The sequence below is a fragment of the Erwinia sorbitola genome, from assembly GCF_009738185.1.
Taxonomy (GTDB): Bacteria; Pseudomonadota; Gammaproteobacteria; order Enterobacterales; family Enterobacteriaceae; genus Erwinia; species Erwinia sorbitola.
In genome coordinates this window covers 2,879,978-2,895,207 of sequence record NZ_CP046509.1, presented here as the reverse complement: position 1 = coordinate 2,895,207, position 15,230 = coordinate 2,879,978, and the positions used below count along the sequence as shown (strand labels likewise).

Annotated in this window: 15 protein-coding genes and 2 tRNA genes; 9 read left to right on the top strand and 8 right to left on the bottom strand. The window is 52.0% G+C overall.

The genetic code is table 11. The features are described from left to right. The 5 genes from GN242_RS13040 (at window position 1) to GN242_RS13020 (ending at window position 3,558) form a co-directional block, all read left to right on the top strand. Window positions 1-468: a hypothetical protein gene (locus tag GN242_RS13040; RefSeq protein WP_154754633.1), complete on the top strand. Its 468-nt coding sequence runs from the start codon at window positions 1-3 to the stop codon at window positions 466-468. A gap of 710 nt (window positions 469-1,178) precedes the next feature. Continuing rightward, window positions 1,179-1,346, top strand: coding sequence for a hypothetical protein (locus GN242_RS13035; protein WP_231617095.1), 168 nt, complete (start codon window positions 1,179-1,181; stop codon window positions 1,344-1,346). A 295-nt stretch (window positions 1,347-1,641) separates the two neighbouring features. Continuing rightward, entirely contained in the window at window positions 1,642-2,883 is a 1,242-nt protein-coding gene (locus GN242_RS13030) for an RHS repeat protein (protein WP_197094730.1), read from the top strand. 503 nt (window positions 2,884-3,386) lie between these two features. Then, a tRNA-Cys gene (locus GN242_RS13025) sits at window positions 3,387-3,460 on the top strand. Window positions 3,461-3,472: 12 nt separating this feature from the next. After that, window positions 3,473-3,558, top strand: a tRNA-Leu gene (locus tag GN242_RS13020). Between the two features lie 255 nt (window positions 3,559-3,813). On the opposite strand, the gene GN242_RS13015 is transcribed toward GN242_RS13020, so the two are convergent. The 8 genes from GN242_RS13015 to srlA all read right to left on the bottom strand — a co-directional run bounded on the left by GN242_RS13015 (window position 3,814) and on the right by srlA (window position 10,046). After that, on the bottom strand, window positions 3,814-4,923 hold the full coding sequence (locus tag GN242_RS13015) for an acyltransferase family protein (RefSeq protein ID WP_156287621.1): 1,110 nt from the start codon (window positions 4,921-4,923) through the stop codon (window positions 3,814-3,816). A 158-nt stretch (window positions 4,924-5,081) separates the two neighbouring features. Continuing rightward, a complete protein-coding gene (locus GN242_RS13010) occupies window positions 5,082-6,044 on the bottom strand; it encodes a KpsF/GutQ family sugar-phosphate isomerase (RefSeq protein ID WP_154750701.1) in 963 nt (320 codons plus the stop codon). A gap of 3 nt (window positions 6,045-6,047) precedes the next feature. Beyond that, window positions 6,048-6,815 carry a glucitol operon DNA-binding transcriptional repressor SrlR gene (gene srlR / locus GN242_RS13005; RefSeq protein WP_154750702.1) on the bottom strand — a complete coding sequence of 256 codons (768 nt, stop codon included), beginning with the start codon at window positions 6,813-6,815 and terminating at the stop codon, window positions 6,048-6,050. Between the two features lie 91 nt (window positions 6,816-6,906). Further along, window positions 6,907-7,272, bottom strand: coding sequence for a transcriptional regulator GutM (locus tag GN242_RS13000; RefSeq protein ID WP_231617094.1), 366 nt, complete (start codon window positions 7,270-7,272; stop codon window positions 6,907-6,909). 43 nt (window positions 7,273-7,315) lie between these two features. Further along, a complete protein-coding gene (srlD, locus tag GN242_RS12995; RefSeq protein ID WP_154750703.1) occupies window positions 7,316-8,095 on the bottom strand; it encodes a sorbitol-6-phosphate dehydrogenase in 780 nt (259 codons plus the stop codon). 12 nt (window positions 8,096-8,107) lie between these two features. Then, window positions 8,108-8,476, bottom strand: a complete 369-nt coding sequence (locus GN242_RS12990) for a PTS glucitol/sorbitol transporter subunit IIA (RefSeq protein ID WP_154750704.1) — start codon at window positions 8,474-8,476, stop codon at window positions 8,108-8,110. Window positions 8,477-8,490: 14 nt separating this feature from the next. Next, window positions 8,491-9,483, bottom strand: coding sequence for a PTS glucitol/sorbitol transporter subunit IIB (gene srlE, locus GN242_RS12985; RefSeq protein ID WP_154750705.1), 993 nt, complete (start codon window positions 9,481-9,483; stop codon window positions 8,491-8,493). A 14-nt stretch (window positions 9,484-9,497) separates the two neighbouring features. After that, the gene (srlA, locus tag GN242_RS12980; RefSeq protein WP_154750706.1) at window positions 9,498-10,046 is read right to left on the bottom strand and encodes a PTS glucitol/sorbitol transporter subunit IIC; all 549 of its coding nucleotides are present in this window, start codon (window positions 10,044-10,046) and stop codon (window positions 9,498-9,500) included. Window positions 10,047-10,394: 348 nt separating this feature from the next. Here srlA and GN242_RS12975 point away from each other — a divergent pair, with 348 nt between their 5' ends. The 4 genes from GN242_RS12975 to GN242_RS12960 all read left to right on the top strand — a co-directional run bounded on the left by GN242_RS12975 (window position 10,395) and on the right by GN242_RS12960 (window position 15,072). Continuing rightward, the gene (locus GN242_RS12975; RefSeq protein ID WP_156287620.1) at window positions 10,395-10,826 is read left to right on the top strand and encodes a MarR family winged helix-turn-helix transcriptional regulator; all 432 of its coding nucleotides are present in this window, start codon (window positions 10,395-10,397) and stop codon (window positions 10,824-10,826) included. A gap of 1 nt (window position 10,827) precedes the next feature. Then, window positions 10,828-12,519 carry an MFS transporter gene (locus GN242_RS12970; protein WP_156287619.1) on the top strand — a complete coding sequence of 564 codons (1,692 nt, stop codon included), beginning with the start codon at window positions 10,828-10,830 and terminating at the stop codon, window positions 12,517-12,519. 61 nt (window positions 12,520-12,580) lie between these two features. Further along, window positions 12,581-13,672, top strand: coding sequence for an HlyD family secretion protein (locus GN242_RS12965; protein ID WP_156287618.1), 1,092 nt, complete (start codon window positions 12,581-12,583; stop codon window positions 13,670-13,672). Then, the gene (locus GN242_RS12960) at window positions 13,669-15,072 is read left to right on the top strand and encodes an efflux transporter outer membrane subunit (protein WP_156287617.1); all 1,404 of its coding nucleotides are present in this window, start codon (window positions 13,669-13,671) and stop codon (window positions 15,070-15,072) included. Before GN242_RS12965 ends, GN242_RS12960 begins: the two co-directional genes overlap by 4 nt. Window positions 15,073-15,230: the final 158 nt, after the last annotated feature.

The window sequence follows — 15,230 nt, the reverse complement described above, 5'->3', positions numbered from 1 at the left end:
ATGATAGACTTTAATGCTGAAATAATATCCGGTTGTTCATTAGGAAATATTAACCTGAATAGAAACATATCTTCATATATAGATGAGATTTATTCTATTTTTAAGGTTGATGTTAAGGAATACTCTCTTCCTGACGGGAGTAAAAAGAATGCATATATACTAAATAAGACTATAACTATCGCAACTGATCATGAAGGCTTAATCTTCTCAATAGGTTGCAATCAAAAATATAAAGGGAAGTATAAAAATATATTGCATACAGGGCAATCAATGAGAGAGGTTATTGCTCTAACTGAAAAACAACGTATATTTAATGGATCAGTCATTATTGACGATGATTTTGGTTTCTCGCTTATATTGCCATCACCTTATAATGAAATCGGGGACAGCATTGAAAGTATACCTAGTGATATGATATTTAATGAAATATATGTTTCTGATTTTTCTTCATGGCGGTCAGGTTATTGAATTAGGTTGAATAGCAATCTCTGGGGCAGCAAGTAATTAAAAAGCGCTGAGGAAGTCGCCATAAATAAAAACAGGGAAGATCCCAAAAAGATTTTCCCGGTTATTTTTTATATGTTGTTATGGCTGCATATTTATCAGCTGTATCCGAATTACCACCTTACCGGGCATCACATTGATCTCCAGGGTTGTCCGATAAGGCAGCACTGCGCCAGCCAGTCCTCGGCCAGATACAGTTCGCCGTTATCCCGTCCATGCCGATATGCGGGTGAACATCCACTTCCAATAATAGCCGATTAAATAAACATGACAATATCATTTTAAAGACGGGAATGGTTTAACTGTAGTTTGGAGTGATATTGATATTTTGCATCATGTGACAGATGTTGATACAGATCCCGGTTCTATTTCGGGAGTGGGTAAATGGAATTCACCATATGTGACAGGGGGTAGAGATGGAATCGAAATTAGGGTCGATTTTTATCCAGCAGGACATCCGACATACGCAGGGCAGATATCAACTGCATATTCTATAAATGTAACCCCCAACCCGATACTATAGTGAGTGTTGAATATGAAATGCATTGATAATAATTAATCATACTGTGGTATGAAAAAATTCTATTCTTGAATTGCTTGATAAATATTAAAAAGAAATTGATGAAGAAATAACACGTGAAGTTTGTTATTTTGTGGAGCATGATGAATATGAGATGGCATATGAAGGATTATTCATTTATTTGATGGCAATAGGTTTTAACCCTACGGATATAGATATTAATCTTTATGTGGATATGGGTGGGAAATTAAATCTAGGTAAAGAGAGTATATTGGATGCTGATTTCTGGAGTAATCTAATGAGTTATATAAGTAAATATTAATAGGCGCATACCGGGAAATATTCCCCATTCCCTCCGGCTATTTTATATTTTCCAGCTTGCTACTGCCTTAAACCCTGATCCCCCGGAGCGCCGCTTTAGCGGCGTTCTTCATATTCCGGTTAGCCAGCTTAATATCCCGCAGTTGCTGGCGAAGTTTCCTGTTCACGCTTCAGTTCATCCGCGTCATCACTGTCTTTAATAATCACAATACAGCCCTCGGTTATTTTAACGGTGAGATGTGCGCCCGTCTCAAATCCAGCCACACAGCGCTGCGCACGCCAGGCCGGGGCAGAGCGTGACCGGGGTGACGTACCCGGACGGATCCCGGCAGCAGATCCGTTATGACAGCGAGGGGCGCATCCGGAAGCAGACCGACGGCGAGGGCAGGGAAAGCACCTGTCAGTACGGGGCTTTCGACCTGCTGCTGTCGAGGCGGCGGCCGGACGGAAAAACCGTCTCGTATCATTACGATCGTCTGACGCGGCTGACGGGCCTGACGAACGCCGGCGGCGAATCTTATTACCTGATCCGCGACGCAAAGGGACAGGTTGTTGAGGAGCGGGATTTCACCGGCCGCCGCCAGCGCTATGCTTACGATGCCGCGGGGCGGCTGGTGAGAAAGCGGTGCGGCCGGCAGACGGTCACTTACCGCTACACGCCCGGCGACCGGCTGGCGCAGGAGCTGTACTGGCTGGAGGAAGAGAACGTCTCCACGCTGCAGGAGCGGGTTGATTTTACCTACGACCGGGAGGGGCGGCTGACGACGGCGGTCAACGGCAGCGCCACCGTGGAGTTTAATTATGACGAACGGGGCGGGCTGACCGGCGAACGGATTAACGGCCGGGCCGTCACGTATCAGCGCGATGCGAAAACAGGGCGGGTGATTAACCAGTCCCTGGATACCCTCCGGCTCAGCCTGCACTATGACGCGGCGTCCGGACGGCTGGAAAAAACGCAGTTAAACCACCACCATCCCCTGAGCTTTGAATACGATCCCCTTGGCCGGGAGAGCGTACGCCGCAGCGCCGGCGGGTTTGTGCTCGCGCATAACTACACGGCAAACGGTCTGCTGTTCAGCCAGGCGGCGGGAAGGGACTCGACGCTGTTTAACTGTCAGCCGGGGCTGGCTCATCCGCAGGCGGCCCCGCCCGGCAGCGCGGTGAACCGCCGGTATGAGTACGACAGGGCGCACAACGTTACCCGGATAAGTGACGGTAAGTGGGGCGATATGCGCTACCGGCACGACGTTAACGACCAGGTCACTGAGGCTGAGTTGCAGGGGATCCACCGGGAGAGTGCGCGCTTTGACTACGACGCGAACCTGAACCTGACGCTGGGGCGCACCCGCAGGGCGGCGTTCGCCGCGGAGGGGGAGATCGTGCGGATGCAGCGCCAGGAGAAAGGGCGGGTCAGCGCATCGGGGCGGTGCCGCTACCGGTATAATGAGCAGGGGCAGCTGAGTGAGAAAAGGGAGCTGGCGGCGGGTTTCAGGCCGCGGGCGTGGAAATACCGCTTGAACGGCCAGGGTAATTACTGATGGCACTAAGAGCAGGCAATGCCACTTGCTAAGACACACCATATGCTTGCTTACGTTAATCGGTACAGTGGAATCCGCCAGATACCCAGCCGCGACAATAGATGTCTGTACGGTAAGAAGGCCCACAACAAAACCAGGTATAAGTAGAAGATGAAGGCTTAACCACGAGGCGGTCTGACTGACCTTGATGTTAGAGGCTCGTGTAAAAGTTTGAGTTATCCTGCAAAGTGCCCCTGTTTGTGAAGACATTGCTTGAAGGTTGCTGTAAAAGTAGGAACTGAACCGTCTTTTGTTGAATCTTTAATCACCTAACTTATTGATGTGAAAAAAGTTGCAGATAGATCTTGACGGTATAAGCCAACAAGTCCATAATTGCGTCCGTTAGCGAATGGTAGCAAACTAAAAATTAAGACTTATCAAGTGGTTAGACTTGAATTTTAGATTGTTTTCCTGCTAAAGATTACGTTGTCAGAGATGAGTCTCTGATGACAAAAAGAATTAAAGGCGCGTTGGCAGAGTGGCCATGCTACGGATTGCAAATCCGTCTACCTCGGTTCGACTCCGGGACGCGCCTCCAATTAACACCCAAGCCCGGGTGGTGAAATCGGTAGACACAAGGGATTTAAAATCCCTCGGCTTATGGCTGTGCGGGTTCAAGTCCCGCCCCGGGCACCATATTATCAGTACCGATTAAAACGAATAAAAACAAGCAGTAAGCAATGTCGTAACCGCCCCGAAAGGCGGTTTTTTTACGTCTAAAATCCGGCCATTCCCTGTACGAAGCCATTTTCTGCAAGAAAATCCATAGCTATCAGTAGAGATGAACAGCAGACAACCCGCTGGATAGTAGAAAGGAACGAAGAATACTGGTCACTGTTGCGTGGCGAATCCGTTACGCCACGCCAGAATGATAGTTTTGCAATGATAAAACTAACCATCAATGGTCGTTTTCTTCTTCCATGAGTATCTGAATTTATTCTCTATACACCTGTAGCTAAACTCGGTCAGCAGGAAAGTGAGAGAGAAGAAGAAACAGAGCCTGACAAAGGTTCCCATCGCAGAGTAATCCGGATTATGCGTTATGAAAAAGCCTCGGGTGGTGGCTAAAGCGATAACGTGGGTTAAATATAATGAATAAGATCGTGAGCCGATATATTCGCAAAATGAGCGAACGATGCGGTTGCCGGAAAAATAATTATTATTATAGCTGGCAATATAGACAAATATACCTGATATCAGCGCTGTCAGGCCTACCTGGAAAAATACGATTGGTTCTGGTTTAGTGAACACCGCCAGTAAAAAAGTCAGGATCACAAATGTTAAGCCCAGGATAAATGAGTTGTCGAGAATTTTTGGTTTGATTTTGTTATGAAGGTCTTTGGTGCTTATCACAGCCATTATAACGCCCAGCGAAATGGCGTCCGTACGGATTGGCCATGCAACGGGCGTATGATTATCTAAAGTTCTTGGCAGGAAGAACTGTATGATAAACACGAAAAGCATAAAAAAGCAGAGTTTTTTATTGTTGAAGAAGTAGAGTATTAGCGGAAGCAGCAGGTAAAACTGGTTCTCCAGAGATAAGCTCCAGTATATGCCAAGGTTGCCACATCCACCATGATCCCTGCACGTCATGAAGAATATGTTCTGAGTCTGGGTTGCGGCAAAAAATGCAGATTTCAACATCGCTCTGAAAGAGATAAAGGCACCTGTACTTTTCAGTAAATGCGCCAGCAGTATTGATACGGCTATCCAGAAAAATGCGGCAGGGAGTAAGCGCCAGGCTCTTTTTATATAGAATAGTTTGGCTTCATGACGGAAATCATTAAAGGACATCAGGTGCATGTTTTTTGATAACAAACTCCTGGTGACTATAAATCCTGAAACGCAAAAAAACAGATCCACGCCACTGCCAAATCTGCTGATATTGAATATTTTCCAGTAGAACGAGTCCGGGCTGAGAATGCCAGGAATATGGGCCAGGAAAACGAACACGATTGCTAACGTTCTTAATACTTCAATATCTGTGTTTTTCTTATCCATTAAATTGACTGCTCTCGGGCGAAATTGTTAGCGCTACAGCCAGGCATATTATATGGAATCCGGGTATTTTCCAACAACGAACCCCGATATCAAAGTGTTAATGGAATCGATAACATCGGGGCGCTGCATCCTCGGCCAGGACGGCATTACTCACTCATCTATAAGCCTGCATCATGGATATCATGCATCGCCAGTGCGCCGATCACTTTGTTATCCGCAGAAAGTACCGGGGCTGCGGATATTTTCTTTTCGTGGAATGCGGCCAGCGCTTCAGAGGCCAGTTGAGTAGAGGAAAGGCTATACCCAACAGGTGTCATCGCATCGGCGACGGCGCTGGAAATCTGGCCGCCCTTGAGTAACCAGCGGCGCAGGTCACCATCGCTAAATACGCCGCGAAGGGTTTGGTTCTGGTCGGTAATGGCCACCAGGCCCAGGCCGGTACGCGTCAGTTCAAATAGCGCGTCGGTGATCGAAGCATCATCCTGCACCAGGGCTATCTTCTCGCCGCTACGCATAATATCGCCCACACGGCAGAGCAGGCGTGCGCCCAGACTTCCGGCAGGGTGAGTGCGGGCATAGTCGTTCTCACTAAAGTTACGCGCTTTCATCAAAGCGATAGCCATGGCATCGCCCATCATTAACGTACAGACGGCAGAAGAGGTGGGAGCCAGGCCAAGCGGGCAAGCTTCGCGTGCTACCTTTATATCAATAACCTGGTCAGCGCCCTGCGCCAGCGGCGACTCTGGATTACCTGTGAAGGCAATAATTCCCACCGGCAGTGCGCGCAGCAGCGGCATCATACGGCGAAACTCGGCAGCGTGGCCTGAATAAGAGATCAGCAGCACTACGTCACCAGCGGCAATCATCCCCAGGTCGCCATGCAGCGCCTCAGCAGGGTGCACGTAAAATGCCGGTGTTCCGGTACTGGCCAGCGTGGCGGCAATTTTTTTTCCGATATGCCCCGATTTTCCCATCCCGCTGACGATCACTTTTCCCCGGCATCCCAGCATCATTTCGCAGGCGTCGGTAAAAGCATTATCCACCCGGGCTGGCAGGTTGATAAGCTGATCAATTTCTGTTTGCAGCGTTTCTCGGGCTGCTTCGATTAACAGTTGGCGCATGGGTTATTTGTCTCCGGCAATAATTACGTCAATGCCGCGTTCGCGTAGTTGCGACGCCACGTCATCGTCAATTCCACTGTCCGTAACCAGCACATCTACCGTGTCGAGGCTGCACACTACATTAGGACTTCTGCGGCCAAATTTAGACGAATCGACCAGCAGGATGATTTTTTGTGCTGCACGGCACATCGCCTGGCTGACACCGAACACTTCATTAAAGGTGGTGACGCCGGCGTTAAGATCGACGCCATCGGCGCCAATAAACAGTTTGTCAAAATTGAAATGACTGAAAGCTGCCTCTGCCAGGCTGCCGTGAAATGAAGCCGACGTACCACGATAGGTACCGCCCGGCATCAGGATCACCTGATCGTTGTTCAGCTCGACCAGCTCATTGACGATGGTCAGGCTATTGGTCATTACGGTGATATTATTGAATCTGGCAAGGTGGGGAACCATCTGTTGTACGGTGCTACCAGCATCGAAAATCAGTGAGTCGCCTTCAAATACCCACTCTGCCGCGCACGCGGCGATCAATTTTTTCTTGTCGGAATTGATAAAGGTTTTTCTGTCGATAGGCTGGTCGCCATCATCACGATTCAGCATTACGCCGCCGTAAGTGCGGATCACCGCCCCCTGCTGCTGGAGGTGGGAGAGGTCTTTGCGGATAGTGGTACCTGTGGTATTGAAATACGTGCTCAGTTGTTCAACCGTAGTACGCCCTTTACCCTGCAAGTATTCGAGTATCAGTGCTTGACGCTGAATTGGTTTCATCCTGTATTCCCTTTCGTAGGCCCGATAGATTCCTTTCGCATTCGCACAAACACAGCAAACAAGGAAGAGAAATCTTTCAAAATGAAAGATATCACCCTTTGTTTGTAATGGCTAACTCCAACGCGGCGCGCAGCCCCTTATTGTTGGGATAAATGTGAGCTGGCACAAGATTCTCAATATTCAACCCGCACAGCGAGCTATCGGTTTGCGGTGTTGAGAACACTGAAATGCCTTTCATCACAAAATTGTCGGTAATAATATTACGACTGTTGACGCTAATCACCAGCAGCGAGCGCGGTTTAAAGCGGCCCGAAGAACGGCCAATCCCGATACGATCCTGAGTCGGGAGTTGAGCCAGAGCGTGGTTAAAACGCTTCATTTGCCACCAGCCTAGGGCAATTTGTCCCAGCCAGGCAAAACCCGCCACACAGATAAACATATTGACTGAATTCATCATCCTCTCCATAAAAAAACCGGCAGCCGTAGCCGCCGGATTGGCCTCAGAACATCACCTGTCCACCGGTCACATTGATGGATTGCCCGGTACAATAGGCTGCTTTATCACTGGTGTAGAACAGCAGCACGTTAAGCACATCCTGATAGTCGCAGCCGCGTTTTAACGGAACTTTATCGATGTAATACTGCTCAACCGCTTCCGGTTCAATGCCCAGTTTCTCCGCATACTGCGGGAGTAGCGACTGGAACATAGGCGACTTCAGCAGGTTACCTAACATCAGCGAATGCACGGTAATGCCGTATTCAGCTAAATCGAGAGCCAGCGACTGTGTCAGCCCCACGCCACCAAACTTGGCCGCGCTGTAACCGGCGTTATGTTTGCTACCCACTTTGCCAGATTTAGAGTTGATCTGGATGATTCTGCCGCCCGCTCCATCTCGGATCATCAGTTTGGCGAACTCCCTTGCACACAGGAAGTAGCCCACCAGATTCACCTGTAAAGACAGGTCGAAATCATTCAGCATAAACTGGGTAATGGGTGCCGCTTTCGCCACCCCGGCACTGTAAACCAGCACATCGGTACGACCAAATATCTCATCTACTGCACGGGCCAGCTCTGCCACGCTTCCCTCATTGGTGGCATCTACCTGGAATCCCGTCGCCACATTTTTGCCCAGGGTCTGATTAATCTCCGCCGCTATGGCCTGAGCATTGCCTATATTCAGGTCGGCAACGGCAACCTTATAACCATCTCCGGCAAGCCCTTTACACAGGTAAGCGCCCAGCGTCTGACCACCACCGATAACTACTGCAACCTGATCCATTGAATTCTCCTGTTAATGACTTAAAACGCGAAACTTCTGACCAGGTTCAATCCCCGCAGGCGTCAGGCCTGCTACATGAACTGTTCCCGGGAATTCTGCTGCGGTTGCACCGTCAAATTTCACGGTGATATGGCCCAGCTCTCGCAGATTTAGCTCTGCAACTTCACCTACTGCGGTCACCGGCCAGCTATATTCGCCAATGGTGATAACAGTTCCGGCCACGAGAGGGGCCGTGCCGCGCACTTCCGGACGGTGGATAAAACAGTAATCCGCCACATCTCCAGGTGCGCCCTCGCCGAAGGTAATCAAAAAGTGGTCATCAAGTGCTTCGCCAGCACAGCCGCCGACGGCAATAAAGGTGGATTCATACACAGTTTTCATCATCACTCCGTCAGTTACTGATAAATAAAGCCGGATACTGCCCAGGCCAGCAGCACGGCTGGGGCACCGGTAAGAAAACGACCAACCAGCACCGATGGCACACCAACGCGTACCGTCTCCTGGCGAGCTTCAGCCAGTGACAGACCCACAGGGATAAAGTCGCAGGCAGCCTGCGAGTTAATGGCAAAAAGCGCGGGCAGGGCCAGATGAGGAGGTATCGTGCCCTGGCCGATCTGCACACCTACCAGCACGCCGATTACCTGAGCAATAACAGCGCCCGGACCAAGGAACGGTGACAGCAAAGGGAAAGAACAGATCAGCGCCAGCGTCACCAGCCCGATAGGGCTGTTCGCCAGAGGAGTCAGACCGTGGGCGATCAAATCCCCCAGACCGGAAGCGATAATGATCCCAATCAGTGCGGAGACGAATGCCATAAACGGCAGGATGGTTTTCAATACCGTATCAATGGTTTCACGCCCGGCCTGGAAAAAGACCGCGACGACTGACCCCATCCCCATACCGACTTTGGCCAGCAGGCCATCACTCTGTTCTGTGATCTTCTTCGTGGTGTCGTAGTCGGTCTGTTTGGTCGCTGTGGCCTGTTCAGTCGCGGTAACCTGCGGGGCAGGGGCGCTGTTATCTGCCTGTATCTGGATGTCATCCGGGCGGACGCCAGAGACATAAATGTCCTCGGTAATAAACTGCGCCAGCGGGCCGGATTTACCGGTGGCATGAATATTGATGGTCGGGATGCGTCGTTTCGGATAGAGACCGCAGCGCAGGGTACCGCCGCAGTCAATAACTGCCACGCCGATCTCTTCAGCGGGAGGTTCGCCCTCTTTAAATGCATCGACGGTTTCCCATCCGGTCAGCTGATGCAGACGGTCAACAATGGCCGGACGCGTTCCTGCGGTAACGTAGATAATTTTTTTGCCTGGTGTCGGCACTAAAAACAGAGGGCCACCCCAGCCGCTTTCGCCTTTATGAATTTCAATAATCTTAGCCATGATTCTCTCCGTCCTTATAAACGAACGTGACGCTCAAGTTGGATGTTCATTTTTCTTTCGAAAATGGAGGTGGTGAGATCGGTCACCCAGCCGCGGAAAAAGTTCATCACCATACCAACCAGCAGATAGCTCACCGCCAGAGGGCCAAGCGGCAGGTTCAGGGTGGTCAGACCGTTGGCAATACCGAGATACACAAACAGTTCGCCGGGGTTAATATGTGGAAACAGTCCGTTCATTGAGTGGCAGCTGTAAGATGCCGAAGCGTAATAGCTGGGTTTGTACTTCTCAGGCATAAAGCGCCCGAGGCTCAACGTCATTGGATTACAGAAAACGAAGGTGCCAATCACCGGCAGTAACAGATAGCGTGAAACGGGATTCCCCGCACAGCGCTGCGCCAGCCGTTCGATCCTTTTCTGTCCGACAAAGACGATCAGCGCATTCATAATCACCAGCAGGCTGATCAGTAAGGGAAGAATGCCTGTTACCATGCCGACAAACACTTCCCCTCCTTTTTGGAAGAGCCCGATAAACCATTCGGCTCCGTGCGTGATGCTTTCAATCATGATGAAACCTCTTAACGTGGGTAATAGTTATTATTTTCCTTCGAAGTGGAAGCTAATTTAGACGTTAAGTTGTTTTTAAAAAAACTACATTGATCACAAAATGACGCATTTATCTTTCAAATAAAAAGAAAAGTTGAAAGGTAATGTCTTTCATTTCGATATGTTTAGCTGAATCAGCAGAGCGTTTAGTTGAAAAAGGAGAGACAAGGGGCGGGAGGTGGTGGAAAGACCGGGCAGAGCTGTAAGATTTATCTACACTCTTGATGTGCTGCTTCCCTTCTTTAACTGACCGTGGCTATAATTACCACATCCTTTAGTTAGACCTCTAATTATCAGGCATCTTACCAATTGAATATTCAGGAACTGAATTTCTCCCGTTTACTGCATCTTACAGCCCATGCCTGGCGTCAGGCGATTGACCGGCGGATGAAGGATAACGGTCTCAGCATGAGCAGCTGGATGGCGGTGGCAACCATCGCCATTCAGGATGCACCCATGAGCCAGAAAGAGCTGGCGCAGGCGCTCGGCCTGGAAGATGCCAGCGTCGTTCCGCTGATTGACCGCCTGGTGAAACAGCAGCTGGTGGAGCGGGTTCAGCCGGCAGAAGATCGCCGAAAACGGCTGCTTCATGTCACCCCTAAAGGTGAATTGCTGTATCAGCGACTGAAAAAAGAGGCGGATGCGCTGCGTAATGAGCTGCTCTCCGGGGTGAACGCCTCCGATCTGGCGATCACTCAGCGCGTGCTACAGCAACTGCTGGCGGCGACAGAGGTGAAGTAAGGTGTCCGGCAACAAACCCAATCCTTACGCACCGCGTGAGTGGGCCCCCGGCGAGAAGCCGATGCTGCCCGGCTCACCCTCCACGCCGCTGCATCCCACTCATAAACGAATTGCCTTTGGCATCGTTGGCCTGTTGATTTGCATCACCGGGGCGCTGAGTAATGCGCTGGTCACCGCCAACCTGACTAATTTGCAGGGTGTCTTCGGCGCGTATAACAACGAAATCGCCTGGCTTCCGGCGGTTTATGTGATGGGGAATATCTCAATCAACCTTCTGCTGGTAAAGTTTCGCCAGCAGTTTGGCCTGCGGGTATTTACCGAGGCGTTTCTGGTGCTGTATGTGCTGGTGGCGTTTTTCCATCTGCTGGTTAACGATCTCAGCTCTGCCATTATTGTCCGTGCGGCGCACGGCATGGTCGGAGCCGCACTCAGTTCGCTCGGCATCTATTATCAGGTACAGGCATGGCCGGCGAAGCACCGTCTGAAAGCGCTGGCAATTGGTCTTGGAGCCTCGCAGCTGGCGATCCCGCTGGCGCGCTTATTCTCATCGGAATTACTGCAACTTAACGAGTGGCGCGGACTCTACCTGTTTGAACTTGGCCTGGCGCTGGTGGCGCTTGGCGCGGTGCTGATCCTTAAACTCCCGCCGGGAGAACGTACAAAAGTCTTTGAGAAAAAAGATTTTCTCACCTTCTTCCTGCTGGCTCCCGGCATGGCGCTGTTCTGCGGCGTGCTCTCCCTCGGGCGCATTGAGTGGTGGACCAGCACGCCGTGGCTGGGTATTTGCCTCGCCACAGGCCTGGTGCTGGTCACCGCCGCCGTGCTGGTGGAGCATAACCGCAGTAATCCGCTGATAAATACGCGCTGGCTCGGCAGCGGGGCGATCTTCCGCCTCGGCATTGTCATGATCCTGCTGCGCATTATGCTGGCGGAACAGAACACCGGCGCTATTGGCTATCTGCAACAGCTCGGTATGCTGAACGATCAGATGCAGGGCCTGGCGCTGGCGATCCTCGCTGGGGTAGCTGCGGGCATTATCTGTAGCGCCCTGACGATCAATCCCAAGCATCTTAGCTGGCCCATTGTGCTGTCGCTGGTCATCGTCATGGTGGCCTCGCTGATGGATGCTCAGTCCAGCCCGCTAACCCGCGCCAATAATATGTATTTCAGCCAGTTCCTGCTGGGCTTCAGTACCTCATTCTTTATCGCCCCGGCGATGCTGCTGGGAGTAGGCAGCGTGGTGACCCAGCCAAAGAACCTGGTCAGTTTTGTGGTGCTGTTCGGCATGAGCCAGAATCTCGGCGGCCTGATGGGTTCGGCACTGCTTGGCACCTTCCAGACCTGGCGCGAAAAATATCACTCAAGCCTGTTGAGCGACCAGCTGTCGCTGCTTGATCCGAACGTGACCGAGCGTTTAGCCCAGTACAACAGTCTGTTTGCTAACCTGATTGGCGACTCCACCCTGCAAAGCGCACAGGGTACGCTACAGCTGCAAACCGTCGCTACGCTACAGGCGAACGTTCTGGCCTATAACGATGTTTATATCCTGACTGCCGTCATGGCAGGAATCACTTTACTCTGGGTGCTGTGGCGTCTTTCACGTCTGCGCTACCTCAACTGGCAGCAGGCAAAACGCGAAGCGGAAGCGGAACAGCGTGCCATGCAAAATCTCAACAAGACTACTGCCCGCTAAGTGCTGGCGTATGAGCGATAAAATCGCTGTGCGCCGGACGAAAAGGGGACACGGGGAACACATGAGTCAACAGGAACAGCAGCAGCTCACTGAGCGACTGAGAAATAATAAGCTGCGAATTATATCTATTGCCCTTGGATCGGGGATTGCTCTGGTCGGCGTACTGGTAATTCTTTATGCCTGGCAGCTTTCGCCTTTTACCAGCGAGACGCAGTCAACGGAAAATGCCTATGTGCGCGGTCAGGTGACCTTTATCAGCCCGCAGGTCAGCGGCTATATCACTCAGGTTAAGGTGCTGGACTTTCAGCCGGTACATCAGGGTGACCTGATGATGACCATTGATGACCGTATCTATCGACAGCACGTGCACCAGGCTACCGCCCAGCTGGAGATGAAAAAAGCGGTACTCGCCAATAATCTTCAGCAGCGCCGCAGTGCTGAAGCGGTAATTAAACGCAATGAAGCCGCGCTGCAAAATGCCAAAGCTCAGGCGGTTAAAAGTGCGCTGGATCTTAAGCGCGTGGAGAATCTGGTGTCCGATGGCTCACTCTCGCTGCGTGAGCGCGATGCCTCGCGCGCCAGCAATAGCCAGACGCTGGCGGATGTACAGCAGGCACAGGCAACGCTGGAGGTTTCACGTCAGGATCTGCAAACGGTGATTGTTAATCGTGCCTCGCTGAAGGCAGACGTAGCCAGTGCACAGGCTACGCTGGAGCTGGCGCAAATCGATCTCGATAACACCCAGATAATCGCTCCACGCGATGGGCAGTTAGGCCAAATCGCCGTGCGTCAGGGCGCCTATGTAACGGCAGGAACGCGGCTGACCTCGCTGGTGCCGAAGCAGATGTGGGTCGTTGCTAATATGAAAGAGACCCAGATGGCGCGCATTCGTCCCGGGCTGCCGGTAACCTTCAGCGTGGATGCACTTAATAATGAGCGCTTTAGCGGTGAAGTGGAGTATATCTCCCCGGCGGCCGGATCGGAGTTCAGCGCTATCTCTCCGGATAACGCGACTGGAAACTTTGTAAAAATTGCCCAGCGTATTCCGGTGCGTATCAAAATCACCAGCGACAACACCGCCCATCTGCGCCCGGGGATGTCGGTTGAGGTCAATATCGACACTGCCGCCGTGCAGGATGGAGAGAAGAAATGATGCCCGCGCCGAAAAGTCTGCTGGCAATGATGCTGGCAGCGACGCTGGCTGGTTGTGCGACGCAGGTGGAGCAGGCCCCCTCATCGCTGCCGATCCCCACCCAGTGGCGCAACCAGGTGGGGCCGGGAGCGGCGGTGGAGGCGAGCTGGTGGCGTGCATTTAACGATGCATCGCTTAATCAACTGGTGGAGCAGGCGCTGCGCAACAATCCGGATATCCTGATTGCCCGTTCACGTGTCGATCAGTACCGTGCTCAACTGCGCGGGGCAGAAGGTGACAACTTCCCGACCCTGGATGCGGGCGTGGCGGCCACCCGGGCGCGCACGCTCTCAGCCGTGACCGGCCAGCCTTACCAGTCTTCAGTATTTCAGGGGCTGCTACAGGCGAATTACAACGTCGATTTATGGGGAGAGCGCAGCAGCAGTATCGATGCGGCGCAGGCTTCACTGGAGGCGCAGCAGGCGGCGGCCAGCGCGGCAGAGCTGACCATCGCCAGCTCGGTAGCGTCCGGCTATATGACGCTGGTGTCGCTTGATGAACAGCTGCGGGTAACCGAAGCCACGCTGGCCAGCCGTGCTGATTCGCTTAAGCTGGCGCAGCGCCAGTTTGAAACCGGCTACACCTCGCGGCTTGAGTGGGTTCAGTCCCGCTCGGAATACCAGACGGCTAAAGCGCAGATCCCGCTGCTGCGCCACCAGATCGCCCAGCAGGAGAATGCGTTAAGTATCCTGGCAGGGATGAATCCACGGCAGATCGCCCGTCAAAATCACTTTGACCACGTTGCACCGCAGACGCTGCCCGCCGTGATGCCGTCTCAGCTCTTGCAGCGCAGGCCGGATATCGTGCAGGCCGAGCGCCAGCTGCTGGCCGCAGATGCTTCGCTCCACTCTTCACGCGCCAGACTGCTGCCATCGCTCAATCTCACGGCTACCGGCACCATGCAAACTTCTACGCTGCATGAGTTGCTAGATAATCCGTTCCGCCTGTGGAGCATTGGCGGCAGCGTGCTGGCACCGTTGCTGAACCGTGAAGCACTGACGGCGCAGGTGGATGTCTCCATGGCGACGCGCAACCAGGCGCTGTACAGCTACGAAAAAGTGGTACGCAACGCCTTCAGCGAAGTGAATGACGATCTGGATGCTATCGGGCGCTATCAGGAGCAGCTAACCGAATTGCAGGAGCAGGAGAAAGTGGTACAGGAAGCGCTGCGCATTGCACGTAATCGCTATCAGAACGGCTACGCCTCTTACCTGGATGAGCTTGATGCCCAGCGTACGCTGTTCAGCATTCAACTTAGCGTGGTGCAGGCAAAAAATAACCTGCTACTCGCACAGATTGACCTTTACCGGGCGCTTGGAGGCGGCTGGCAGACGTCAATGCCAATCAATAATGGGAAATAACAGCTGATTTCCAAACCCTTTAAGCTTCTCATTACTTGGCAACAAGTGCTATTATGCGAACCTTTACAAATTTCATACTTCAGGCTGCAAAATCGTTGGTTACGTTCCCTGGCTAAAATCCTTTCGGCCCAGGGCGAGCCGCGTTCAAAGCTGCATTA

Excerpts from the sequence above, each read along its gene's own strand:
- srlA (WP_154750706.1), bottom strand. The coding sequence starts at position 10,046 with ATGATTGAAAGCATCACGCACGGAGCCGAATGGTTTATCGGGCTCTTC.
- GN242_RS12960 (WP_156287617.1), top strand. The coding sequence starts at position 13,669 with ATGATGCCCGCGCCGAAAAGTCTGCTGGCAATGATGCTGGCAGCGACG.
- GN242_RS13010 (WP_154750701.1), bottom strand. The coding sequence starts at position 6,044 with ATGCGCCAACTGTTAATCGAAGCAGCCCGAGAAACGCTGCAAACAGAA.
- GN242_RS12965 (WP_156287618.1), top strand. The coding sequence starts at position 12,581 with ATGAGTCAACAGGAACAGCAGCAGCTCACTGAGCGACTGAGAAATAAT.
- srlD (WP_154750703.1), bottom strand. The coding sequence starts at position 8,095 with ATGGATCAGGTTGCAGTAGTTATCGGTGGTGGTCAGACGCTGGGCGCT.
- GN242_RS13015 (WP_156287621.1), bottom strand. The coding sequence starts at position 4,923 with ATGGATAAGAAAAACACAGATATTGAAGTATTAAGAACGTTAGCAATC.
- GN242_RS13000 (WP_231617094.1), bottom strand. The coding sequence starts at position 7,272 with ATGATGAATTCAGTCAATATGTTTATCTGTGTGGCGGGTTTTGCCTGG.
- GN242_RS13035 (WP_231617095.1), top strand. The coding sequence starts at position 1,179 with ATGGCATATGAAGGATTATTCATTTATTTGATGGCAATAGGTTTTAAC.
- GN242_RS12990 (WP_154750704.1), bottom strand. The coding sequence starts at position 8,476 with ATGAAAACTGTGTATGAATCCACCTTTATTGCCGTCGGCGGCTGTGCT.
- srlE (WP_154750705.1), bottom strand. The coding sequence starts at position 9,483 with ATGGCTAAGATTATTGAAATTCATAAAGGCGAAAGCGGCTGGGGTGGC.
- GN242_RS13040 (WP_154754633.1), top strand. The coding sequence starts at position 1 with ATGATAGACTTTAATGCTGAAATAATATCCGGTTGTTCATTAGGAAAT.
- srlR (WP_154750702.1), bottom strand. The coding sequence starts at position 6,815 with ATGAAACCAATTCAGCGTCAAGCACTGATACTCGAATACTTGCAGGGT.